The 23,802-nt window shown below is 58.7% G+C and carries 18 protein-coding genes and 2 CRISPR repeat arrays (1 of these 20 only partly in view); of the genes, 13 read left to right on the top strand and 5 right to left on the bottom strand.

The window, feature by feature from the left end:
* Positions 1-88 precede the first annotated feature (88 nt).
* On the bottom strand, positions 89-973 hold the full coding sequence (locus Hhyl6_RS21700; RefSeq protein ID WP_483741331.1) for a dihydrodipicolinate synthase family protein: 885 nt from the start codon (positions 971-973) through the stop codon (positions 89-91).
* Between the two features lie 260 nt (positions 974-1,233).
* On the opposite strand from Hhyl6_RS21700, the gene Hhyl6_RS21695 reads away from it, so the two are divergent.
* The 4 genes from Hhyl6_RS21695 (at position 1,234) to Hhyl6_RS21680 (ending at position 8,848) form a co-directional block, all read left to right on the top strand.
* Positions 1,234-2,742: an aldehyde dehydrogenase gene (locus Hhyl6_RS21695; protein WP_483741330.1), complete on the top strand. Its 1,509-nt coding sequence runs from the start codon at positions 1,234-1,236 to the stop codon at positions 2,740-2,742.
* 976 nt (positions 2,743-3,718) lie between these two features.
* Positions 3,719-5,299, top strand: coding sequence for a hypothetical protein (locus tag Hhyl6_RS21690; protein ID WP_483741329.1), 1,581 nt, complete (start codon positions 3,719-3,721; stop codon positions 5,297-5,299).
* Positions 5,296-6,249 carry a hypothetical protein gene (locus Hhyl6_RS21685; RefSeq protein ID WP_483741328.1) on the top strand — a complete coding sequence of 318 codons (954 nt, stop codon included), beginning with the start codon at positions 5,296-5,298 and terminating at the stop codon, positions 6,247-6,249. Before Hhyl6_RS21690 ends, Hhyl6_RS21685 begins: the two co-directional genes overlap by 4 nt.
* A gap of 787 nt (positions 6,250-7,036) precedes the next feature.
* On the top strand, positions 7,037-8,848 hold the full coding sequence (locus tag Hhyl6_RS21680) for a BCCT family transporter (RefSeq protein ID WP_483741327.1): 1,812 nt from the start codon (positions 7,037-7,039) through the stop codon (positions 8,846-8,848).
* A gap of 256 nt (positions 8,849-9,104) precedes the next feature.
* Here the strand turns inward: Hhyl6_RS21680 and Hhyl6_RS21675 are convergent, their stop codons facing one another.
* From Hhyl6_RS21675 to csa3, 4 genes are all read right to left on the bottom strand, one after another.
* Positions 9,105-9,869, bottom strand: coding sequence for an IclR family transcriptional regulator (locus Hhyl6_RS21675; protein WP_483741326.1), 765 nt, complete (start codon positions 9,867-9,869; stop codon positions 9,105-9,107).
* 409 nt (positions 9,870-10,278) lie between these two features.
* Positions 10,279-10,683, bottom strand: coding sequence for a hypothetical protein (locus Hhyl6_RS21670; RefSeq protein WP_483741325.1), 405 nt, complete (start codon positions 10,681-10,683; stop codon positions 10,279-10,281).
* A 259-nt stretch (positions 10,684-10,942) separates the two neighbouring features.
* Positions 10,943-11,122 carry a hypothetical protein gene (locus Hhyl6_RS21665; RefSeq protein ID WP_483741324.1) on the bottom strand — a complete coding sequence of 60 codons (180 nt, stop codon included), beginning with the start codon at positions 11,120-11,122 and terminating at the stop codon, positions 10,943-10,945.
* A gap of 564 nt (positions 11,123-11,686) precedes the next feature.
* Positions 11,687-12,673: a CRISPR direct-repeat array (repeat unit 37 nt; unit sequence GTTTCAATCCCGTTCTGGGTTTCTACCGCGTCTCGAC).
* Positions 12,674-12,781: 108 nt separating this feature from the next.
* Positions 12,782-13,423: a CRISPR-associated CARF protein Csa3 gene (gene csa3 / locus Hhyl6_RS21660; protein WP_483741323.1), complete on the bottom strand. Its 642-nt coding sequence runs from the start codon at positions 13,421-13,423 to the stop codon at positions 12,782-12,784.
* Between the two features lie 172 nt (positions 13,424-13,595).
* Here csa3 and cas6 point away from each other — a divergent pair, with 172 nt between their 5' ends.
* Genes cas6 through cas2 form a run of 9 tightly spaced genes read left to right on the top strand, consistent with a single transcriptional unit; the run spans position 13,596 to position 23,177 of the window.
* Positions 13,596-14,444, top strand: coding sequence for a CRISPR system precrRNA processing endoribonuclease RAMP protein Cas6 (gene cas6 / locus Hhyl6_RS21655; protein WP_483741322.1), 849 nt, complete (start codon positions 13,596-13,598; stop codon positions 14,442-14,444).
* A complete protein-coding gene (gene cas10d / locus Hhyl6_RS21650) occupies positions 14,441-16,936 on the top strand; it encodes a type I-D CRISPR-associated protein Cas10d/Csc3 (RefSeq protein ID WP_483741321.1) in 2,496 nt (831 codons plus the stop codon). Before cas6 ends, cas10d (Hhyl6_RS21650) begins: the two co-directional genes overlap by 4 nt.
* Complete coding sequence (gene cas10d / locus Hhyl6_RS21645; RefSeq protein ID WP_483741320.1) at positions 16,933-17,400, top strand: type I-D CRISPR-associated protein Cas10d/Csc3; 468 nt, start codon at positions 16,933-16,935, stop codon at positions 17,398-17,400. Before cas10d (Hhyl6_RS21650) ends, cas10d (Hhyl6_RS21645) begins: the two co-directional genes overlap by 4 nt.
* A 2-nt stretch (positions 17,401-17,402) precedes the next feature.
* Positions 17,403-18,395, top strand: coding sequence for a type I-D CRISPR-associated protein Cas7/Csc2 (gene cas7d / locus Hhyl6_RS21640; RefSeq protein WP_483741319.1), 993 nt, complete (start codon positions 17,403-17,405; stop codon positions 18,393-18,395).
* A 4-nt stretch (positions 18,396-18,399) separates the two neighbouring features.
* Complete coding sequence (gene cas5d / locus Hhyl6_RS21635) at positions 18,400-19,143, top strand: type I-D CRISPR-associated protein Cas5/Csc1 (protein WP_483741318.1); 744 nt, start codon at positions 18,400-18,402, stop codon at positions 19,141-19,143.
* A complete protein-coding gene (gene cas3, locus Hhyl6_RS21630; protein ID WP_483741317.1) occupies positions 19,140-21,290 on the top strand; it encodes a type I-D CRISPR-associated helicase Cas3' in 2,151 nt (716 codons plus the stop codon). The genes cas5d and cas3 overlap by 4 nt, the downstream gene beginning before the upstream one ends.
* The gene (gene cas4, locus Hhyl6_RS21625) at positions 21,290-21,916 is read left to right on the top strand and encodes a CRISPR-associated protein Cas4 (protein WP_483741316.1); all 627 of its coding nucleotides are present in this window, start codon (positions 21,290-21,292) and stop codon (positions 21,914-21,916) included. The genes cas3 and cas4 overlap by 1 nt, the downstream gene beginning before the upstream one ends.
* Positions 21,913-22,908: a CRISPR-associated endonuclease Cas1 gene (gene cas1 / locus Hhyl6_RS21620; protein WP_483741315.1), complete on the top strand. Its 996-nt coding sequence runs from the start codon at positions 21,913-21,915 to the stop codon at positions 22,906-22,908. Before cas4 ends, cas1 begins: the two co-directional genes overlap by 4 nt.
* Positions 22,905-23,177, top strand: a complete 273-nt coding sequence (cas2, locus tag Hhyl6_RS21615) for a CRISPR-associated endonuclease Cas2 (RefSeq protein WP_483741314.1) — start codon at positions 22,905-22,907, stop codon at positions 23,175-23,177. The genes cas1 and cas2 overlap by 4 nt, the downstream gene beginning before the upstream one ends.
* Positions 23,178-23,293: 116 nt before the next feature.
* Positions 23,294-23,802: a CRISPR direct-repeat array (repeat unit 37 nt; unit sequence GTCGCGACGAGGGAGAAACCCAGCACGGGATTGAAAC) (it continues 4,546 nt past the right edge of the window).

Here is a 23,802-nt window from a genome sequence, read left to right as displayed (position 1 = left end):
GAGCCACGGGTCGCTGCGAGTATGACCGGACGACGTCCGCTCTGAAAGGGTGACAGCAGACGTTCCGTTCCGCCTGCCGACGATGCGCCTAGTCCAGTGACGGAATGTCTTCCCGCGCGAGCCACTGCCGTATCGCCGTCCGTCCCTCCTCCGAGACGGGGCGGTAAGGCGGCCGAGGCGGCCCCAGCGGGACCCCGGAGAGGTCCGCAGCGGCCTTGACTGCGGGCATCAGACCGGTGTTCACTTCGGATGGTGGGAAGTCGACGAACCCACGCTGGGCTTTGACCGCGGCCTCTCGGTCTCCGTTCTGGAACGCGTCGTACACGCGCATAGCTGGGGTGCTCGCGGGTGCCGGAACGACCGCGCCGTGACCGCCGGCTTCCATCACCGGCAGGAGAACGTCCATCGTACCGAACACGGACGCCAGTCCGGCGTCGTCGACGTGTTCGATGAGCCACGCGAGTTTCTCCCAGTCCCGAGACGTTTCTTTCACGTACGCCACGTTCTCGATGCGTGCGATGCGCCGCATCGTCTCGGGGGCAAGGTCCACGGTCACCGTCGGGTTGTTGTAGAGCAACACCGGGAGATCCGCTGACTCGGCGATAGACGCGTAGTACGACACTACGGCGTCGTCGTCCGGAGCGAGCCCCCACGGGGGCATCGCGAGGATGCCATCCGCGTCGGCAGTCTCCGCATGGGATGAGAGCTCGGCGGCGACGTGCTGAGACGGGTGGGAAACGCCGGCAAGGATTGGCCGGTCGTCGGCCGCTTCGATCGTCGCCGAAATGAGTTCCATCCGCTCATCGACCGTCAGCGATACTGTCTCCTGGACGCCGGTGCCTGCGGCGATGAGTCCGTGACATCCACACGCCTGCGTGAACTCCACCGAGTCGGAGACGTGTTCGGTCGCCACGGAACCGTCTTCGATCGGCGTCAGGACTGGCGAAAGAATACCGTTGAGTGATCGGTTCATTTCCTTTTTCGGGTTGTGAACGAGTCATAAAAGTTCTATCGGCTGAGTGCCCGCGGCGGAATAGATGGCGGCGCGACGGGGGGTCTCTCGCTCCGGACGTGGAGAACGGCTGGAGGTTCGTACACGAATGATTCGCCCGCTGTCCGACTCGTCGCCTTGACTGTCCGGGACGTCCCCGACGCGTGCGGACACGACCAGGTGGGTATACCCTGGTTGGGTTCACCGGTATCATTAAACGTGTCGAGGAGGACATTAGCCGTATGGCTGAAAGCCAAGCAGTGCCGAATAGCGAAACGCATTACGGCGTACTGGTCGACGGCGACTACCGAGAAGCCGACACCGACGATCGGATTGCGGTGACATTCCCCTACACGGGCGAACAGTGGGCTACCGTTCCTCGATCCGGGGAAGCGGAGATAGACGACGCCGTCGGGGTGGCGCGTCAAGCGTACGAGAACGGATGGAAGGACACACTCCCGAGCGAGCGGCGGGATATTCTCTACCAGATAGCCGACGTCCTTGACGACCACTACGAGGAGTTGGGGCGACTGGAGACGCTCCAGAACGGGAAGCTGATCCGCGAGATGGAGGGGCAGATCGAGAGCCTGGGCGAGTGGTACCGGTACTACGGGAGCCGCTGTGATACGCTTGAAGGGAAGGTAATCCCGGTCGAGAACAAAGGCGGTGAGATGTTCAACTACACTCGGAAGGAACCCTATGGAGTAGTAGGGGCGATCACGCCTTGGAACTCGCCGCTGCTGTTACTGACGCTGAAGCTCGCGCCGGCGCTTGCGGCGGGGAACACGTTCGTTCACAAACCCAGCGAGCACACACCCGTCAGCGCTCTCCGGTTCGCCGAACTCATCTATGATGAGACGGATCTTCCCGCGGGCGTGTACAACGTTGTCCCGGGTGCTAAGGACGCGGGTCGGGCGTTGACCGACCACGAGGGCGTCAACAAACTCACCTTCACGGGAAGCACGGCGGTCGGCCGACAGATCGGGAAGGCTGCCGGAGAGAATCTCATTCCCGTCTCGCTCGAACTCGGTGGGAAGAGCCCGAACATCGTCTTCCCGGACGCCAATCTAGACAACGCAGTCAACGGCGTTATCAAGGGGATATTCGCTGCGACCGGGCAGACGTGCGTGGCAGGATCGCGCGTCCTTGTGGCCGAGGAGATCCGCGAAGAGTTCGTCGACCGGTTCGTCGCCCGCGCGAACGATATCGAACTCGGGAATCCACTCGACCGAGAGACGGAGATGGGGCCCGTCGCGTTCCCGGAGCAGTTGGAGAAAATCGAGAAGTACATCGACATCGGCACTGCTGAGGGGGCCGAGATAGCATTCGGTGGTGAACAGCCGGACGACCTCTCCAGCGACCTCTTCATCCAGCCGACGATCCTCACGGAGGCTGACAGCGGGATGCAGGTCGCCCAAGAGGAGATCTTCGGGCCTGTCGCGTCCGTCATTGAGTTCTCCGACGAGGAGGAGGCTATCCGGCTGGCTAACGACACCGAGTACGGCCTTGCCGCCGGCGTCTGGACGGAAGACATGCGACGTGCACACAAGTTAGCCGACGGTATTGAAGCCGGCACAGTACTGATTAACGAGTATCGCGTGATGTCGTATCGCGCTCCGCTTGGCGGGTACAAGGCCAGTGGTCTCGGACGAGAACAGGGTGAGGAAGGATTGGAGGAGTACCTCCAGACGAAGAACGTCTGGATGGATCTCGACGGTGAGGTGTCCGACCCTTTCAATATGGATACGTAAGGCAGGATAACTGATTCGAACTGCGTCCGAGAACGGTCGAACGAGCGTACGCCTGGAACGTTCCACAGCACAGACACCGTTCGAGCGAGACTTTTTGACGGTCGTTCCGCTGGTCCCGACCCGAGCCAGTCACTCGTGGTCCCCTCAGACGGCCCTTCGGTTAGTCCCTGATACCACCAGTGCGCGTAACCTCTCCTCACTTCGTAGCTGGTCGTTGTGGAGAGGACGTCGTTCCCGTTATCACAGGACTCAGAGTGGTTTCCGAATTCGCTGAGAGCTAACGTCGAGTCCGACCGAATCTGAATTACAGCGGTACGCGGATAGCGGTCAGCGTCCGTATCGATTTGCCGATGATTGTGTATCCCGCCCTCACGAATAATAGTCTCCTATTGCCACTTGTTCGCTGTCAGCGAATCTAGTTCCAGTGGTGGTTCACAACTGTATTAACGTTATACCAATAGGCACTCGTATAACAGATGTACCTGTGTTACAATGGTTGGTGACTTCACGTGATGGTTGGATCCAATCAGAACAGCATCTTGTATTCCAGCAGGACGATAACACTACACACGCGAGACTGCTTGGTCCTAGTGAACGGAATTCGGGGTCAGCAAACATCGTAACTGTCGTTCCCCGATATTCCACTCTGGTTCGGTATCAGCGAACAACCTATGTGTAAGTAAGCAGCCGCGTGAGGTGAGAGCAAACAGGGGCGGCTTCTGTCTTGGCCCGCTTGTCGGACATCGTCGCGGTCAGCGCCCCCGACGCTCCACGATGTGTGATCGCCGGCAACCCAGAAGGGATAGTTTGAACAAAAGTTATTTGGCACTCGGTAGCAAACCCATCCCTGATGGTTCGAGACAAATCGCCGTACCAGATGGACTCGTTGCGGAATCCATCGGAGTTGATGCAACCCGAACGTTTGGGCGCTCTCCAGCAGACGCCCCTGAGTTTTGCACGTATTCTGACGAGACGGATGGTCGACGAGCAGTGGGAGATCGATCTCCGCAAAATCACCCTAGACAAGGAGGGCAACGGAAGGGCCCGATACAGCATCACGACACCGTCTCACGAGTTCACTTTCCCTATTTTCTCCCAGAAAATAAGTGAGGAGGAGAAGACAGACCGGATCACTGCAGACACCTGGGACATGTGGGGGTTTCTCTGCGAGGGATCCCCCGATCAGGAGTTCATCGACTGGCAGTTCGATGAGTTGCCGAGCGTCCGAAAAGGACGTGCCACCCCTGATGACGTACTCATCTGGACGCGGGGAAACCGTAGCTCTCGGTTCTTCGATCACATCGTCGAATCGCTGGTCGAGGGTCGCCAACCCGATGTCGACTTCCTAGCGAAAGGCGGATACCTGATCAGATCGTCCGGTTACTACGGGAACGGGCTAAACGGCACAAAGGTGTTCGAGGCCCTTGGAGAGGATCATCCGCTCAACGAGCCGTATCTGGCGCAGATGTTCGCCGCCTACATGTGGCGCATCTTCGGATACGATTTGGCAGACACCATAGCGAAGGAGCGCACCGACGACGCGGCCACGTTGGATTACAGTATCCGGAAGTACCTCGGTACGGGGAACTCCTCTGGAATGGGCATCACACTCTTCGCGTTGAACCACCCCAAGCTGATTCATACCTGGCTCCGCACGAGGGAGGTCGCCGTAGCGCGAGTCAAGACAGCCGAACCGACGAGAGACGACGTCGAGCAGCTGATTGACCTCCTCCGGCGAGCGGAGGTGTGGTTCTCGGAGGACGAGAGCGACTCGAAGGAGTTCTTCCTCTCAAAATCCCGGATTTCGGACGGCCTGCAACGGATCAGGAAACGAGTGGAGCGATCGCACGACATCTCCACGTGGGAGGACGTCACCAGTTGGGCCGAGAACGCCTTCGAGCCAGAGATCCGGGAAATCCTGTACTCTCTGCTGTTGGACACCCATCCGGAGGTGTACGAGGGGCTGGAGTCCGCGCTCATCACCTCTGAGAAGAGCGACGTTCAGCCCGGAATGACCGTCTCACGGTTGTGCTCGATCATCACCTCTGATTACCGGTGGGCACTCGACATCGACATGTCCGCACCGGGAGCGAACGAGAACTTTTGGTACCGGTCTGTCAACGGGGAGGAGCCGAGACTGGGTAAGAAAGGGGAGAGCGACGCGGAAGGGTACGCCCTCCCGGTCGATATCGCGCTCCAAGTACAGCGGCTACACGACGACCTTCAGTTGTTTGATGGCTCGGACACGGTCGCCGACGTGTTGTTCGAACACCCCGAGCATCGGAAGATCGTCGAACGAATCCAATCCGTCCACGGGCTTCCATACGCGGAGGTCCGAGGAAACCCGCTAGACGCAGATTTTATCCCTCTCCATCTGGTCGCGATGGTCAAGTCGTTCTGGGGGATCCAGAAGGCTCACCCGGCGAACAAGGGATGGGTGAAAGGGACTTTCTTCCAGGGCGCGCCATTGCCCGAGGATATCCGAGAGGGGGATAGTTCGTACTGGCTGTATCCGCCGAGGCCGCAACTGGCGAGGAAATCGGAGGTGACACGATGAAGTTGAGCTCCCGGGAGGTGTTCCAGTTGGCGGATCGATGTCTTGCATCCGCGGGCCTATCTAGGGGCGGCTCGAAGGCGAATGCCGAGTCCATCTGGTGGGCGGAGCTGTACAGGGACTGTGGGCTCACCACGCTCCACAGAATCGTCGAGGAGTCCCCGACGCTGGATCCGGCGAGGATGTCGCTCGAGGATCGAACGTCGGTCTTCTCGATCGTCGACTGCGGTGGGGAGCCCAGTATCGTCTCGAGCACGGCGGCGGTAGACTTCAGCTGTTCGCAGGCTGAACAAGAGGGCATCGGGATCACGTACTCGTCCATTCCCACACCCGACAGGAGCCTCCCGGCGATCGGACACACGGCGTACCATGCGGCAAACCGCGGGATGGTGTCCGTCGTCCTGATCCAGTCTCCCGATGAATCGGGGAGTTTCATAGGAGTACCCGGTCGATCACGTCCGATCGTCGCGGAGGTAGACGTGGAGGGGCAGTCAACTAGCTATGCGAAGCTCTGGGGTATCATCAAAAGCGGCCTCCATCGACAACGACACAGTCCGCTAGTGCAGGCGTTCTTCAATCAGAGTGAGGGGGGCGACAAATCCGCCACGGACGCGGCCACGCTGAGACGACTGCTGGACGGTGCGACGGAACTGAATACAGGAGACGCCGACAATGAGGAGTACGGATTCTTCACGGTTTGCTTCGATCCGAACCATCCGGGGAACTCCGAAGCTATCCGGCACGTTGCGAATCAGTTCGTAGACGAACAGGGGGATGTGATTACGACCGTGTATCGACCGTCCGAAGTGGGCGAACGGGGGCGAACGTTAGTCGAGCAGGGCGTCGACATCGAGAAATGGGTCTGGGAGGACTTGTTCGAGTTCAGCAACGGTATCCTCGCGCCGGACTCGATGGGCTCTAAGTCTGGAGCGGGTCCTGGTCTGGAACGGTAGGAACTGACCGCGTTCTGATACGATATTCGACCGAACTCGTTCCGGAGGGCCCGAGCTGTCTCGTCCAACGCCACCAACGAGAGCTGGAAGTCGACGATGGGACAAACGGATCGGCTTGAAATAGACGTGCTGGACGGCGTTACCGCACCGTTGACTCGGCCGGCCGATTGAACAGCCCCAACGGGGATCCACGCTGAGTACTGTCGTCGCACACTCAAAATCGACACGCCAAATGAGTGGGTAGCCGGCAGTGCGATGGCACTGTCTGACCGCGCCATTTTCGGGACGGTGTGGAGCGGGTAGTCTAGGTCGAAGAACAAGCTACTGCGAAGCCGGCCGGTTACCACTGATCCAGGAAGACAATAGCACTCACTCGCCGTTCACACTCATGGATGATCACCACAATATGTGACTGAATCAAGGATCGTAGCGGAACCCCAATGAAAAATAATCCTATATACCAATCTTTATGTGGTGGGGCAAATAAGACATCCCCGTATATGATGGGGCGTAAGCTACCCAGAACCAAGGAGTATGTTGTCAGGCACCAACCAACGAGCTGTCCGGGGGAACGACACCCGGACGCGTATTCGCACAAACGCGGTTTCCGTGGACGCTTTCCTGCAGGCGGTATTGTAGACAACCACGATAGAACATGAATGGGCTGACCAGTTGGCTGCCTGGCGCAGGCATCGTAGAAGTACAAAGACTACCAGACCACCTACTCTAACGTCAGAACCGATGAACGAACGATACGAACCCGGACTCTTAGAACGGGAAGGCTCTCATGACTGAAACCGACACCAGCGAAACGACAGGCGAAGAATCGGAGACGCTCCAAGAGAAACTGTTCCATGCTGATTCCAAGTACGGACCGGGGGACAGGAACCTCGAGCTATTGGGCGGACATTTCGACATCCATCCGGTAGTGTTTCCTGTCTCGATCGCTGTCATCACCCTGTTTATCGTGGTAACGTTGTTGTTCCAACCACTCGCCGCGGCAATCGGGTTACGAACCGCGAGCGGCGAACCGATGACGGCAGCCGCCGCGTTCGGTGCTGTCCAGTCTTTCGGATCGAGTACGTTTAGCTGGCTTCTGATGCTGTCTGTGAACGCAGCCATTATCGCTGTGATATACTTCGCACTCAGCAAGTACGGCAAGATCCGAATCGGGGGCGTCAACGCCGAGAAAGAGTTCAGCGATTTCTCGTGGATGGCGATGCTGTTCAGTGCCGGCATGGGAATCGGTATCATCGTGTTCAGCGTCTCCGAACCGATGTATGGCCTCCAAACTGTTCCACCGTTTTTCAGCGGTGTTGAGGCCGGTACGCCCGCTGCAGGCAAGGCTGCCCTAGTGCAGACCTTCTTCCACTGGGGGCTCGCACCTTGGGGAATTTACGCGCTCGTCGGCCTCGGGTTGGCCTTTTTCTCGTACAACCGAGGTCTGCCGCTCACGTTCCGGTCGATCTTCTGGCCGGTCCTGGGTGATCGAATCTACGGCTGGCCGGGCCACGTGATCGACATCCTTTCGGTGTTCGCCACGGTGTTCGGGTTGGCCACGTCGCTCGGTCTCGGCGTCCAGCAGGCGAACACCGGCATCGCGATCGTCGCAGATCAAACTATCGGGGCCTCAGTTCCGACGACAACGTGGACGCAAGTGGCCCTGATCACCATTGTCACTCTCATTGCAACCGGATCGGTGATCGCAGGGCTTGAAAAGGGCGTCAAGCGCCTGAGCACGGCCAACGCCTACCTGATGATCGCGCTGCTCGTCTTCCTGCTGATCACGGGACCGACGCTTTATTTACTGGACGGCTTCAGCTCGGCTCTGGGCATGTACCTCGCCTCGCTGGTAGAGATGAGTTTCTTTACCGGCACGTTCGCTGGAGAGAGTGCTTCCGAATGGCTGGGATGGTGGACGTTCTTCTACTGGGCGTGGTGGATCGCGTGGTCGCCGTTCGTTGGCATGTTCATCGCGCGCATCTCGAAAGGCCGAACGATCCGAGAGTTCGTCGCGGGCGTACTGATCATACCCACGCTCTTCGGCATTCTGTGGTTCTCGACGTTCGGCGGTGCAGCGCTGTTTGCTCAGTTCAACGGTGGAGAGATTCTGACTGTTCTCAACGAGCAAGGGCAAGCGGCCGTGATATACGCGATGCTCTCGGAGTATCCGCTCGGGCTCGTGACCTCAATTGCCGCGACGGTGCTCGTCATCAGCATCTTCGTCACGTCCTCTGACTCGGGGTCGCTCGTCGTTGATCATCTCGCCTCGGGCGGGAAACACGACGTCCCGAGAACTCAGCGGACATTCTGGGCGCTCACTGAAGGGGCGGTCGCAGCAGTGCTGTTGATCGGTGGCGGCTTGACGGCGTTGCAGGCGGCGTCAATCGCGACGGGCATCCCCTTCGCCATCGTACTCCTGTTCATGTGTTACAGCATCTATCGCGGACTCGATCGTGAACTCAAGATCCTCGAGTCTGACACGTACTCGAGAGAACTGGAGGAGATGAACGAACAGGGCGAAATAGATATAATCCCATCTGAGGGCAATATAATAAGTGATATTACAGGAGACGACTCGACTGTGAGTGACGACTGAATCTATTCGTAAATATACGCCAAATCCTGAGATTTTAGGCGCTTTTGGAATTCCCTGCCGATGCTCTCTTGCGATTCCACTCAAATATTAAACTTTCCAATTAATAATAGCGTGAAAGCATTATAGAATCCGATATAATAGGAACACAGAAGGTAAAACGGATATTGTATAGTGTTATATTTTTTAATATTCCGTTCCGAAATTATCATTAGAATATAGTAAATTCATAACTTAGAGTATATCTAAGACGTGGCTGTTAGTATACGAGGCTAAGACCGATGTCGTCCGCGGCAGCCCGTAGTCGCTCGAACAGTTCCTCCTCGCACCGTTCTCGACTTACTCGATACGTCGGGCCAGCTACCGATAATGCGCCTTTGACAGTCCCCTGGGAGATAAGCGGGACCGCCACTGCGTGCATCTCGCGGAGGCCTTCACCTAGATTCAAGGCGTACCCCTGCTCTCTGACACGTTCGAGTTCCTCGTCGAGGGTTTCCCGCTCAGTAATCGTCTTATCAGTCATTTTCGGAAGACCGTGACGCCCGATGATTTCGTCTACTTCCGCCTCTGGAAGATGAGCGAGTATCACTTTCCCACCGGAGTTGGCGTGCATGTGTTCCCACGATCCGATGAGCGCGTTGACGTTGATTTCGTTGTTTGGATCCCGTCCATCCAGGTACATCAGTCGACCCTTCTCGTGAGTCATCAGCCACGTCGTTTCGCCCGTCTCTGCCGCCATCTCGTCAAGCACTGGCAAGGCCGCCGAGTAGACGTCTCGCTCGGTCCGAGTGTACTGACCGTAACTGAAAAACTCGAGTCCGAGATGATACTGACCGTCTCGCTTTACGACGAATCCGTGCGATCGCATCGTCGACAGGTGGTTGTGGACCGAACTCTTCGCTAGATTAACGTTGTTGGCCAGTTCGGTAACTTTGATCCCATCTGCTTTCCGTATCTCTTCGATCAGGGCGAATAGGGTCTCGTCCGATTTGACCCCGCGCCCTCCCGACGAATCGGCGTTCATACATCAGGTAAAATAGTGTGGATACTAACGATTGTCGGTAGTTCGCACTGAGGCAGGAGTTAGGCAGAACTGAAGAGGTTAGATTCTCAGGAAATGTCTGGATTGGTGTCGTGCAGTTCTTCTCCCAACCAGACACGGTTCTCACGTCCTCAGGCCTTGAAACCTTAGCGCTTGATCTCTTCTCGGAGATTCCTATCCCCGGCGCGCCGACGGCGACGGCGCCGTCGGCATTGCAGCATCAAGAGTCCGAGCAGCCCGCCACACCTGTTTCCGATCTTTCAGTACAGCTCATGCCTCGACATCTCGAACGAGATCACCGACAGTGACCCACCACGTGTGGCCCGCGGGACTGGGCCAGTTGCGAATCAAACCGTCCGTCTTCGGGGGTGTCAAAGCGATCCACAAGGCCTCACAGAAAGCTGCGAATCCGATCCAGGAGTCCGGACGACTGGTCGGGCACACGCCGAAGTCGTTCGTGGACGTCTTGTCTGATACCTGGATGCTCCTCCAGATACTCGCTGAGCACCCACGTCGAGCCGGTGTGCTTGTACTTGAACACGCCTTCGAGCCCACATTCGTTGCAGATGTATTTCCCACGGGCTAGGGCATCGACTTGCGAGGGTTCCTGCCCGCCATCGAGTGACGCACTTCCGTCAGTCACGATGATGTGGTACTCGCCGCCCTCGGTCGCTTGTTCGACGACGACACCCGACTGTTCGATCGTCGAAAAGGTGTCGAGACAGTCGTCACAGTAGTGGTACTCACCCTCTGGCTCATTGTCGGTAAAGGCACCACAGCGAGCGCACTCGGCCATAGCCACGGGTTTACCGGGGTCCGTAATTAACGTGGGGGCTGGCATCGTCAGTGACGGATGTCGTTCGGGTCGTCGGGAGGGGCACCAAGATCCGCAGTCCCATTGGGAGGCCTATCTCGCTGGGCGGCCGCAGGGGTTGACGCTGCCTGCCGTCGCCGAGGTTAGTGAGGGGGTGACGAGCTACGTGGCAACGGTCGAGTGGGTCGAGGAACTGACGGCGTAGATTGAGTGGACAGATGCGGTGATCGACGAGCCCCACTCACCGCGACATCCAGGCGATTGTCGACGCCGTCGAGAACCCGAACGTCGCGACCACCAGCACGCCCAGCAAAATGGCACGTGGCAGCTCGTACAGCTGGGTCAGGACGATGACGGCGCCCAGCAATTTGGCGACGATGAGGTTGTTCTTCGCGAGGAGTTCGTGCTGCGTGCTGTTCATCGTCCCTCCATGGGCTCGCCGACGGTGGCTGTGCGACGCGATGCAGGCGGTGTGTGGTTCGTGCTGGACATAGCTGGGGCTCCTGGTGGTACCGATTTCCCGCACCGGCAGGCACACAGGCGGGCGCTGTGATGGCCCGTGTGTCCGTCGGCGGCCGGGGACCTCGGTGGCCGATGGGTGCGTCTGGTGTGCGCCGGTGATCTTGGCGGGTTGGGGCGCACACTGGGTCGACGCTCGCGAGCGATAGCGATGGCTCTCCAGGGGTTGTTCGGCCGGGGGAGTGTCGCTAACGAGCGTCAGCCCGCATCTCGTAGGACGCGTCTACTTAGGACGAGGGCTGCTTGTGACTAAAGCGTTCACCCATGCAGTACTTCGAATATAGCTCGAATTGGTACTCCATATACCCGCCGTAACCAGAGTCAATATAGAGGCTAGTGGATGCTACTGAGCGCCCGCCTGGCCATCATCCATCCACGTTCAGATACTGCCGAGCAGTTTCGAGGTCCTTCCAGCCAAACATCGCTCGACGGGCGAACTTGGCGATATGGAGCTTCGCTTTCAGCAGTTTCAATCCCATGCTGGGTTTCTACCGGGTCTCGACGCCACACTGGTAGCGACCGCCGCCGAGGTTTTTGAGTTTCAATCCCGTTCTGGGTTTCTACCGCGTCTCGACCTTGGGAATCCGCACAGTCACGCGTTCTTTGGGCTGTTTCAATCCCGTTCTGGGTTTCTACCGCGTCTCGACCCGAGTTCTGCCCGCACTTCATTCAGGCTAACCAGTTTCAATCCCGTTCTGGGTTTCTACCGCGTCTCGACCGCCCCTCCAAGGTTGTCGCGGAGAAGGACGACACGTTTCAATCCCGTTCTGGGTTTCTACCGCGTCTCGACTGTCCGTCTCTCGGAGGTTGGCTTTGTTCTGATTGTGTTTCAATCCCGTTCTGGGTTTCTACCGCGTCTCGACGGCCCTCGGATGTATAGCTCTCCAGCCTCAATGGTGTGTTTCAATCCCGTTCTGGGTTTCTACCGCGTCTCGACCATCACTTTTCACCTCCGTCCGTTGCGACAGCGCCGTCGTTTCAATCCCGTTCTGGGTTTCTACCGCGTCTCGACACGGCGACGGGCAGAACGACCCAGCAGACATCCCGGTTTCAATCCCGTTCTGGGTTTCTACCGCGTCTCGACACTTCCTCGTCGGACGACGGGTCAAGGAGACGAAGACGTTTCAATCCCGTTCTGGGTTTCTACCGCGTCTCGACCTGTCGGCGCGCGGCGGCGCTCTGGTTGTTCCTGAAGTTTCAATCCCGTTCTGGGTTTCTACCGCGTCTCGACGTGCGGGCTCGCCGTCGACGCGACGAAAGCCGACCAGTGTTTCAATCCCGTGCTGGGTTTCTACCGCGTCTCGACACGCCGGATGCCGACGCCTGTGCTCCCGCGATGATGAGTTTCAATCCCGTTCTGGGTTTCTACCGCGTCTCGACCCTACGTCCTCCCGCTGCCGCGGGTGGGACAGCGACGTTTCAATCCCGTTCTGGGTTTCTACCGCGTCTCGACCGGGGGTGATATTTGCACCAGAGAGCCTATAGCTTACGCACGAGCCACGAGAGCGAGCACCTAAATCATGGACTCTCCCTGTACACGTCATTCAAAAGGGTCCACGAATTACGCCAGCCGGAACAGCCGGAGTCGCCCTCCGAGCGTCAGTTCGACATGTCTGGTCTTCCCCCGTTTCTCTGTTTCGACCGCACCCGCTGTTTCGAGCTCGTCGAGATGGCGGCCGACCGTGCTCCGGGACTGGCCGCTCCGATCGGCGATCGTCGGGAGAGTCGACTCCCCATCCAGTTCCGCGACGGTCTGCAGTGTCTTGTGTGTCTTCGTGGGAAGCGACTCCATCAGTTCGGGCAGTCGGAGTTCCCGCACTTCCTCGTCGATATCCGTAAACTGCAGCACGGTGTCGATTCGCTCGTTGGCCACAAGCGCGGCGATCGCGAACGCGAGGAAGATCTCACGTGGACCACCGCCAAAGTTCGCGATCGTCTTGCCGTCGGCCGCCGCCAGCACATCAACGCACTCCATCACTGCGGCGGCGAAATCGTCGTACGTGATTTGCTCGACGACGACGTCGATATCCGGACCCAGCTCCGAGAAAATCTGCTTGACATCCGCGACTGCACTGTCCCCATCCGCATCGTCATTGTAGGGCCGAAGTAACACGACCACATCCCCTGCGTTCAGTCCGTGGTCTAATACCGGCCGCACCACCCGTGTGTCGTAGTATCCGATCGTCGAAACGTATGTGCGCACACACCCAAGACGGATGCCTGCATCTAAACGGTTCTGTCGCAGGATCGTGCAGATGTGCGCGGCTGATTGCACACGTCTGCATACATATCATCTCATGAATAAGTTTAAAGTGACATGGCTCTGCAGAAGTGGATGTGCGAGTAGATCAACCACGAAAAAACAGGAGATGGCGATGCGACAGGTCGAGCTGACGTTAGCGCCGACTGAGTCGTTCGTGATCCCGAGCGCCACTGGCTATCAGGTGTACGGTGCGCTACTCGGGGCGCTCGATGATGTTGCCGCCGACGTGAGCGAGCGCGTGCACGACTCCCAGCTTGGCAGTCTGCACAACAGCGGCTTGCTGGGCTCGTTCCGGGGCAGTGACCGCAAGTTCCACAAGCGGGTCGATCCGTCCGAGGAGTACCGCCTCTCGTTGGGCGTGACCGATCCTGCGGACCGGAGCGTGTTCGAGGCACTCGCGGACGCGTTCGTCTTCGGCGGCGACTCGCTCTCTCTTTCGGAGGGGGAGATGCGCGTGCGTGACTTCGCGAGTAGTAACGCGACCCATGAGGAGGTGCTCGAAGCAGCAGCCGCGACCGTCGACGACCAACCGGACACGTTCGAGCTCGAGATGCAGTTCCGAACGCCGACCTGTATCGAAGAGGCTGATGGGATCACGACGATGTTCCCCCACAGAGGGTCCGTGTTCCGGTCGCTGCTTCGTCGATGGAACAAGACGCTCCCCGAGGATGCCGTCGACCGCTGTGAGCTGGGGATGACTCGCGAGGACTTCGAGGCGAATCTCATCGAGAAACCCGACGCACGGACGTACGAAACGTGCAGTGTGTTGGTGAACCGCGGTGAGGACGGCTCGCCCATTCTCGCACAGGGATTCACCGGGACCTGTACGTACAAGTTCAAGGATGCGAGTGAGGCCGTTCGGACTGCTACGACTGCGCTTGCTCAGTTCGGTGAGTACGCCGGCGTGGGGAGTTCGGTCGCTCGCGGGTGCGGGACTGTGGAGGTGGGGGTAAAGGAATGAGTGAAACGTCGATCTTCAGTGGTACTGATGAGCTGAATCCCGTGCTGGGGGAGTTTCTCACAGCGGTTGATCCACAACTGCTTGACGAAGGCTGGGGATTCGAGGTGGCAAAGAGCATTGACTATGGCCAGACTGACCAGTCGATGGTCAATCATATCCGGAATGGTGTATTTGCGCTCACGCAGCTCAATGAGATTGTGCCATCGTTCGGGGCATATGCACTCGACGATGACGAACTCCGACAGGCTATTGCCCTGTTCGTGATTCACGATCTCCACAAATACAGGGACACAGAGACGACAGCCCAGACCGAGTACAACATCGACAGTGGGGAAGTTGAGACGCTGGTGGATACAGTCGGTGTTGACGAGTTTGCCCCGTCTCTCCGGATTGAGGACTTCCACGCCTGTACTGTCGATCATGAGAACAGTTGGAAGTCGAACCCAGAGCAGTCAACACGGACATACGACCGGATTCGGCCGTTTGTTCGGATTGCAGACGCCTTCGCTTCGTGTGAGACGCCGGAATCCGCAGCGAGCGAGCGGAATGTGCGAGCCTTGGACGAGGCGTATCCCGGCGTCGATCTTGACCTCCGGTACCACATTCTCGACGACGTCAAGGGAATCTTCACGAACCTGTTGAATGGAGTCGTTGCCCGGGAGCTGAACGACCGCGCTGGGTACGAACTCCTCCTCATCTATCAGGATGGCTGCGTGTACGTCACTAATACAGAACATCCAGACCCACCAGTCAACGAGGGGCTGGTCGACGCCCTCTACAGCCGGCTCACGGAGGAAGTTGGAGACGCACATCCTGCATACGATGACCGACAGCGACTCGCAGAGAACCTTGATGTCCGGTCACAGGGGTTCTACGCGATCAACGCGCAGGATTTCTTCTACGCAGGTGCTCCAAACGTCCTCCTCGCGGTCACCGTCAAAGCCGTACAGGATGCTGACCCGGACGCTGACCCGACGGACAGCATGCAGGAGACGATGGAGCTGCTGAACGAACGCCTTCCGATCGATATCGACGCGACCACGCGTGTCGCTCCAGGATACGCTCGGTTGGCGTACACCGTTAAACGGGCGTTCGTCGACCCACTCGTGGACGAGGGTGCGTTTGACGGGGACGCACTAACGGCGACCTGTCAGTTGTTCGGGCTTGACGACGAGGTCATTGACAGGCTTCGAGCACTCCGTGATGACGACGACGTAAGCCTAACCGCTGGCGGGAAGTGGGACTATGGCTACGCAATTGGACAGCACGTCGCCGACATGGTCCGGCGTGAAGGTTGGTCTCCAGCGGCTGAACACCTTGCAGAGTTCCTGCTGAAACGACTTGGGGAACGGGCCCCTGACTGGCAGGAACCGGTGATGGCGGAACATGCCGGCGAGTTCGAGACGGAACTCAAGGCGTACATCGCCGACGTGCTCCATGTCGATGGGCACATAGTTGAGTCGGCCGGGGAAACGGAACTCCTCACCGACCCGTTCGAAGAGCACCACACCACCCGGCGTGGGAAGACGTGTACGTTCTGCAACCGCGGGACGACAAGCGGGCGGAAGGAAGACATGAAAGCCCCAAAGTCGCTCACAACCTTTCAGGCTGGCTACTCCAATCGTATCCAGGCTGACGCCGGTAAGCCCGAAGAGCTTCTCGCGTGTATCCCTTGCCAGGTGGAGTTCTCGCTCCGAGAGACTGGATCTACTCGTCGGGAGGCAGGACGCCTGTTCATCCACCTTATCCCGGATTACTTCTACACACCGACAATGTGGTCACTGTACAATGGGGAGATCTTCGCGCGCTTCACCGGCGAGGCGATGACTCGAATGGGACGACTCGCGTCGGCCGTGTTCGACGCGGTCGCGGATGGAAATCCGGACGGAATGCCAGCCGAGTCGTACGCCACTGTTCTTGAGGAGGCGACATGGCACGAGGAGGGTGGTCGCTCGATGCTCGAACAGTTAGGACAAGACTTTGACTCCGAATCTGGCTTCGGAACGCGGACGCTCTCGTTCTACAAGCCCCAAGATAACGAGACCGAGTTCCAGTTCTTCGGTGTCTTCCTTGGCCTATCGATTGCGGCCGCGATGGGGACGAGAGTGTATATCTCCCAGTCGCCGCTGCCGGACCTCCGTGGCCGGGACTTCAAGGAGATGGCTACGCTCGATGCTGGATTCACGAGAGTCGCGGACTTCTACGGACAGGAGATCCCGCTGTCGGAGCTCCGCGAACGGCTCGGTGCCGCGGCGGCACTTGTCCAGCTCGGGTACGAATTGGAGTGGGACGATGCCCGTTTCCCACAGTATCTCCGCATGACGCGAAACAAGCCGCTTCCGGGGTCCTATCTCCTCAAAAGAGCCGCGAAAGACGCCGATAACGGTGGGGCACCCGGATACCTGCTCGAGGAAGCGGATTACCTTGACCGGTACGCATCGCAGCGATCACGGACGACGACAGCACGATTCACAACGATAGACGACCAATGACGACATCAACGACACCCAAAGACGACATCACTTACCTCGCGGAACTCGCGTACGACGCGATTCGGCCTGCATCCGACAACGACAAGCCGTACGCGATCGAGCGCGTATTCCGCGAGTCAGTGAAGGCAGTAAAGGACTCAAACGAATTTCGGCTGGACGCCGACGAGGCAGCGCTGCTCGTCGCTGGTCGACTCCAGAAATTACCAAACCGGAGTGATCAGGTGTACCGACTTTCCGAAGACAAGAGCGAGCATGGCGGACATCCGAACGAACGTATCGAGCGCTACGCCAAGGCGTTCGCACAGCGCTTGCTAGTCGACCGATGCGAGGGAAAGCCATCGCTGCTGAAGCGGCGGGCAAACAACCTCGCAGACGGCTTCTACGCGGCCACGCTCCGACTGAAGTACCAGTCAGCAGCGACAGAAGGTGACGATCCGACCGACGACGAACACTCCACACAGTAACCATGTTCAATTACGACACCTACCCAGAACTCGAACGCGGCACCGTCGCTCCCGATGAGATGAGTATCGCCCCACAGAACAACTTCACGAACATTCTCGTCCTTCGAGAGTTGGAGAGTCACGCAATCTTCACGACCGACGGGCAGAGCGCTGATCTTGCGAGCGTTGCCGTCGGATCCGGCGACGACCGCGAGACGTACTCACCCGGTCTGATGTTCATGCGCAAACAGACCGGGAGCGACCGGCGCTTCGGGAAGTCGCTCCAGCGCGACCTGCTCGACGTCGAGTGTACGATGCAGGTCAATGGCATGTGTCAGGACTGTGTCGAGTGTATGCTCTACGGCAGCGCCGCGAGCGATGACGCCGATCAAGCGCTGTCGATTACCTCGCGGGTAATGTACGACACTGCGTACACGCTCCGGGATGCCACCGCCGCAATCGATGAGAAGTTCCAGAACGCGCCCGGCGATGACTACGCTAAGGAGGCGGAGGCAACAATCCGCGAACCGGACTTCTTCGAGCCAGGAACGTTGTTCCCCGCGGTCGTCACGCTCCGCGATGCGACGCCAGCGGAGCTTGCGTTCGTCCTCGGAATTACTGCGAAGAACAAGCGGTACGGCGCGGCCACGACCCGACTCGGTCGCGTAAAGAACCACATCCTCGGCGTGTATACCGGGAGTGAGGAGGGGCCCGCAAACCTCGGTCTGACCCGGGACGTGATCCGACACCTTCGCGAGGACGACACCACTGGGTCCGAAACGATTCAGGACGTAATCACGGAATCCGCCCATGACCCCAAACTCGTCGCCGAGCATCTCCAGAGCGCCTTTGAGGAACGTGTCGCGGCCGAGCGCGGCGGGCTCGATCTCGAACGCATCCCCACGGAAACCGTCGATGATCTGCTTGCAGCGGCGACCGGTGACAACCTAGCTGACGTCCTAGAGCAGCAACGTGAGGCCTCCCGGTCGTTCCGCGACCAGTCTGAGGAGGAGTAGCCCGATGCAGTCGGCACTGGAGGTAACGCTCCGAACCCAAGGGGAAATCTGGTTCGCTAGCCGTGAGGTGGGTCGGCTCGCGGACACAGAACCGTACTTCCTCAACACAGCGTTGTACTACGCGTTCGGGTTCGCGTCGGGCCGCTACGTCGACCGGTTGTTCGAGCCAACATATCTCGACGATACTGCGGACATCGCCGACAGGGTCTACGTTACCCCCGCGACACCCGTGGAGGGGATCACCAACCAGATCACGTCAACGTACAACACCAGCACCGACGACTACGCAACAATCAACTACTCCGCACAGGACGACCCGAACGAAGGTCGGAACCTGCCCTCATACGGACGTCGGCGGGTACTCGGTCACGGAAACGAGCTCCGCTGTTACGTCCTCGGACGCAGCGTCGACGCCGACGAGCTGGACGCCGCACTGCCGGGCTATATTCGTCTCGGGAAGAAGCGTGGGAAGGCCCGCGTCGAAACCCAACAACTCGCAGTCGATGACAGAACAGGCGAGTACGAACTCGGCCATGCTATCGGCGGATACGATAGCGACCAGACTCCGGTCGGGGATCTCATCACCAAACAGATGCGGCCAACGCCGCTGATCGCACAAGGGACGTACGACGGACCGCATGTCGTCCTTTCCGAGCCGACATCCAAGTCCGAGTCCGCGGAGAACGGCGCTAGTGACGACTCGGTCGAACTCCCGGCCGACGTTCAGTTCCTGCGGAGGAAACGATGACGGAGCCCCTCCCGCTCGCGGGCGTCGAACTCCGCCGACACGCCGATCCCTCTTACCCTGTTGCTGATGGTGCGTTCAAACCGTACGCGCATCAACAGGACCTTCGCGAGTTGTTCAACACGAGCGAGTCGTTCCTCGCGGTGAACGACAGTCCAACTGGCAGTGGAAAGACAATATCGTGGTTCGTTCCCATCGTAAAACGCGGCGAACACGCCCTCGTCCTCTACCCGACGAATGCGCTCATCCACGACCAGGAACAGAATCTCAGAGCGGAGATTTCGACGAAGTATCCGGAGACAGAATTGGGAGAGGACGCGAAGCTGATCACTGTCACCGCCGACACGCTGCGTGGGGAACACGCCGACCGGTTCCCAACGGCGACGAGCAATGGAGCACGACTCCGCCGACTGCTCAGGGAGGAAATCTACCACGGCGAGAGTCAGGTGATCCTCTTGACCAACCCGGACATCTTCGTGATGATGCGGCGGAGTCTCTACGGACGTCCAGGAAACCCCGGTGCGCGGGTCCGCGCGCTTAACGAGTTCGGGACGGTCGTAGTCGACGAGTTCCATCGTGCCGGGCGGAAGGAACAGAACACGTTGCTGTTCCTTCTCGACGAAATGTATGACCTCCCAGCGTATCGGTGTGCGCTCTCGCGGATTGTACTGCTGAGTGCGACACCAACAGACTGGCTCGAAAACCGGTTCGAGAACGCGATGGGGGCGCCATATTACCGTGTGACCGAACAGCGTGGAGAGGTCGAACAGCAGCCATTCACTGACGAGCCGTCGGCAGGCTGGGGGGCAGTGATGCCACCGGTCACCCTCGACGTTCGCTCGGCATCGACGTTCGGAACAGCCGATGAACTACTTGACGAGGACTGGGAGGCTACTCGTGACTTCGCATCGCGACCTGGGAAGACCGTCTTCATACTCGATGGAATCCGTGAGGTTGAGGACGTGTACACGCGGCTCGACGAAACGCTCGACGAACAGGAGGTTGTCCGGATCGATGGGTTCCACCGCGGCGATCTCGAATCCAAACTCAACCGGTTTGACGTCTTGGTGAGCAATTCGGCGGTCGAGGTTGGGATCGACTTCGAAGTTGATCGATTGGTGTTCTCAGCACATGACCGAGCCAGTTTTCTTCAGCGACTGGGTCGGCTTCGTACCGAGACTGTCCGCCAGTCTGCTCGCTGTTACGTTCCATCAACGGTCGCGGCGACGCTCAACGACCGTCCCCATTCCGAGTCAGTGACGCGAGCGAGATTGACCCGGATTCTCGGCGACGCCTACCACGATCCGCGTGACAAGGAATCGTTCGACTGGCGCTACTCCGCCGCGGAAGCGTACCATCATTTACGAAGACGAACGCGGGACGCGAATCCGGAGCTAGCCGAGCGGATCCAGACAAACGGATGGGACCGTATCACCGCCCACTTCGCGTCGGATTCAGGCTTCACACGCGAGGACCTCGAACGCTATATCGACCCGATAGAACACGCAGTCGAAGACACGCTGAAGTGGTACCGGGGGGACTCACTGCAGGTGCTTGTGTACGACCCGAACGGAGAGGGCCGCGAGGCTGTTCGGGCGTACGATCTGTTCTACCTGCTCCGCCACGGTGATATCGAGTTCCACCCACGCGAGGAGTTCGACAGGGTGGTTCCTGAGAAACACCACGCGACAATCGAGAGCACAGCGCCATACGTAACCGGGTTCTGCACATATCACGGCACGATTCCCCCGAACGAAGATGGCTACGGGCGCGAGGTCGCCTTGGAAGCGACACCAGAGATCAACGGATGGCTGAAGACTGAAACAGATCGCACCGGACGGACGCCCCGTACCGTCGACAATCTCTCGGTACAAGTGAACGTCGACGATGGTTCTCGACGGATCGGCAGGAGCATCGAACATCTCCGCGAAGGAATGGTTGATCTCAATATTTTAGCATACGTCGTCGACGACAACCCAACTGCTGTCAGGAACCAGTACGATCTCGGGCCGTTCTTTTTCATCTACGGGTTGGTGACCCCCGACGGCCTCTGTTCGATCGCGCTCGGAACCGACGCGCTGTACCTTCATTGTGCCATTCAAGACGAAGCAGAGGCAGTCGATCTCGAACGGTTCGGGGTCGATATCTGATGACGGCCGAGTCGAGCTTTAGAGATGAACTAGTATACGTCAGTGCACTCAACGAATTCGTCTACTGCCCACGGCGGTACTACTACCAGCGGTTCCACGACGAGATTGGAGAGCCATACGAACTGGTCGACGGTCGGTCAAAGCATGACGACGCGTCGAGACGCGGTGGCTGGGTCCGAGAGCGGTACTTCCGTTCGGAAAACCTCGGGCTGCACGGGAAGATCGACCTCGTTGAGACTGCTGATGGAACGCCGACCCCAGTGGAACGCAAGCGTGCCGAGAGTGGCGAGTACTATCCAAGCGACGAATTACAGATTGCCGGTTATTGCATGCTCCTCGAAGATGCAATCGATAAGCCAGTTAACGTTGGATACATCTATCTCTACTCGACTGACACCCGCCACCCGATTCGAATCACAGACGACCATCGGACGGCGGTTCGCCGTGTCGTTAAACGAATTGAGCAGTTGTCATTTGGCGACGTCCCACCGCTGATCGATAGTCAGTCGAAATGTGAGGCCTGTTCAGCCCGAAATTATTGTATGCCAGCAGAGACAGCGATGCTCGCGCCCGAGATGGCAGAAGGAACTGAGTGGGAAGGCGTTCGTCCGGAGGAACCATCATGAAGGCCAGTGACGGGATGTTTCTGGACTCAGTCGTGTACGTCACCACACAGGGCACACAGGTCCGAACAGACGGCGGCCAGATCGTCGTCCACGACGTTGACGGCGACGAAGGCGAACTCGGGACGTTCCCGACCGCGAAGGTCGAGACGATCAACGTCTTTGGAGGTGTGAACTTTTCGACGCCATTCGTCGCTGAAGCGAACGAACACGGAATCGTGCTCAACTACTTTACCCAGAACGGGGACTACCGTGGGAGCTTCGTCCCCGAGCGGAACACAATTGCGGAGGTTCGTCGCGCGCAGTATGCACTGGGCGAAACTGTTGAACTCGACATCGCGAAGGCGATGATCCGCGCCAAAATACGGAACGCACGCACGCTGCTCTCACGCAAGGGCGTCACCGGCACCGACGTACTTCGGGATTTGGGTGAGCGCGTCACTCGCGCCGAGTCCAAAGATGACCTCCGTGGCACCGAGGGCGAAGCTGCGGAGCGGTACTTCGGCCGGCTTGACGAGACGTTGGTTGACGGCTGGACGTTTGAGACGCGGAGTAAGCGCCCCCCGGAGGACCACATCAACTCGCTGCTGTCGCTGACCTACGTGATGATGAAAAACGAGGTTCTAACTGGTCTTCGGAGCTACAATCTCGATCCGTTCCTCGGAGTCTTGCACGCCGACCGACATGGGCGGCCGTCGCTGGCGCTCGACCTCCAAGAGGAGTTCCGGCCGCTGTTCTGTGATGCGTTCGTTACGCGCGTGGTGAACCGCGGCACGTTCACCCACGACGACTTCCGGGACGATAATCACCTCCGTGATGACGCCTTCCAGACGTACCTCTCGAAGTTCGACGCGTACATGGAGGAGACGCTGACCCATCCGTACTTCGAGTACGAAGTGAGTCGGCGAAAGGCGATCCACCAACAGTCGATCCTTCTTCGGAAGGCGATTACCGGGGAACTCGACGAGTATCATGCGCTGGAGGTGTCCCGGTGAGACTCGTAATCACCTACGACGTCAGTGACGACGCGAATCGCCGACGAGTGTATCGAACGCTCGAACGGTACGGTGCATGGCGGCAGTACAGTGTCTTCGAGGTAGATGTCTCGAAGGCCGAACGGGTCGAGTTAGAAGACGAACTCGCCGACCGAATCGACAAGAGCGACGGTGATCGGGTCCGAGTATATCGTCAGTGTGAGTCTTGTCTCGACGATATCACTGACATCGGCTCCGACCCGCCTGAAGATCAATCGAACGTGATCTGAGTCCGGGCTTCGTGGACCTTTTTGAACCCTGTGTACAGTAGGGGTCCACGAAAGACAGATGTTGAATGAGGGATAGAGCGCAAACTATAGGGCCTATGCGGCGTATATTACCCCCTGTCGCGACGAGGGAGAAACCCAGCACGGGATTGAAACGATGAAGACACGAACAGCGAGGTTGTCTCGCTGCGTGTCGCGACGAGGGAGAAACCCAGCACGGGATTGAAACTGTACGGACAGTTCCTCGACGTCGTCTGGTCGCTCCCGTCGCGACGAGGGAGAAACCCAGCACGGGATTGAAACAGCAGGCGGCCGTCAGCGCCCTGTCGGATGGCGAGTCGCGACGAGGGAGAAACCCAGCACGGGATTGAAACAAGTCATCACCAGCGACACCAACGACGACCAGGCGTCGCGACGAGGGAGAAACCCAGCACGGGATTGAAACATGAGCAGGATGCTGGACGTCCCACTCCCCGCGTGTCGCGACGAGGGAGAAACCCAGCACGGGATTGAAACTCGACGCCGTCCGTGACGGGCATCCGAAACGCGCCGTCGCGACGAGGGAGAAACCCAGCACGGGATTGAAACCTTGGTCCGGTTGGTTCTAAGTTTCCAGCCGGTGAGGTCG

The sequence above is a fragment of the Haloarcula sp. H-hyl6 genome, from assembly GCF_056934455.1.
This window is presented reverse-complemented; position numbering and strand designations above follow the sequence as displayed.

Coding starts and splice junctions, on each gene's coding strand:
- Hhyl6_RS21700 (WP_483741331.1), bottom strand. CDS start 973: ATGAACCGATCACTCAACGGTATTCTTTCGCCAGTCCTGACGCCGATC.
- Hhyl6_RS21695 (WP_483741330.1), top strand. CDS start 1,234: ATGGCTGAAAGCCAAGCAGTGCCGAATAGCGAAACGCATTACGGCGTA.
- Hhyl6_RS21690 (WP_483741329.1), top strand. CDS start 3,719: ATGGTCGACGAGCAGTGGGAGATCGATCTCCGCAAAATCACCCTAGAC.
- Hhyl6_RS21685 (WP_483741328.1), top strand. CDS start 5,296: ATGAAGTTGAGCTCCCGGGAGGTGTTCCAGTTGGCGGATCGATGTCTT.
- Hhyl6_RS21680 (WP_483741327.1), top strand. CDS start 7,037: ATGACTGAAACCGACACCAGCGAAACGACAGGCGAAGAATCGGAGACG.
- Hhyl6_RS21675 (WP_483741326.1), bottom strand. CDS start 9,869: ATGAACGCCGATTCGTCGGGAGGGCGCGGGGTCAAATCGGACGAGACC.
- Hhyl6_RS21670 (WP_483741325.1), bottom strand. CDS start 10,683: ATGGCCGAGTGCGCTCGCTGTGGTGCCTTTACCGACAATGAGCCAGAG.
- Hhyl6_RS21665 (WP_483741324.1), bottom strand. CDS start 11,122: ATGAACAGCACGCAGCACGAACTCCTCGCGAAGAACAACCTCATCGTC.
- cas6 (WP_483741322.1), top strand. CDS start 13,596: ATGCGACAGGTCGAGCTGACGTTAGCGCCGACTGAGTCGTTCGTGATC.
- cas10d (WP_483741321.1), top strand. CDS start 14,441: ATGAGTGAAACGTCGATCTTCAGTGGTACTGATGAGCTGAATCCCGTG.
- cas10d (WP_483741320.1), top strand. CDS start 16,933: ATGACGACATCAACGACACCCAAAGACGACATCACTTACCTCGCGGAA.
- cas7d (WP_483741319.1), top strand. CDS start 17,403: ATGTTCAATTACGACACCTACCCAGAACTCGAACGCGGCACCGTCGCT.
- cas5d (WP_483741318.1), top strand. CDS start 18,400: ATGCAGTCGGCACTGGAGGTAACGCTCCGAACCCAAGGGGAAATCTGG.
- cas3 (WP_483741317.1), top strand. CDS start 19,140: ATGACGGAGCCCCTCCCGCTCGCGGGCGTCGAACTCCGCCGACACGCC.
- cas4 (WP_483741316.1), top strand. CDS start 21,290: ATGACGGCCGAGTCGAGCTTTAGAGATGAACTAGTATACGTCAGTGCA.
- cas1 (WP_483741315.1), top strand. CDS start 21,913: ATGAAGGCCAGTGACGGGATGTTTCTGGACTCAGTCGTGTACGTCACC.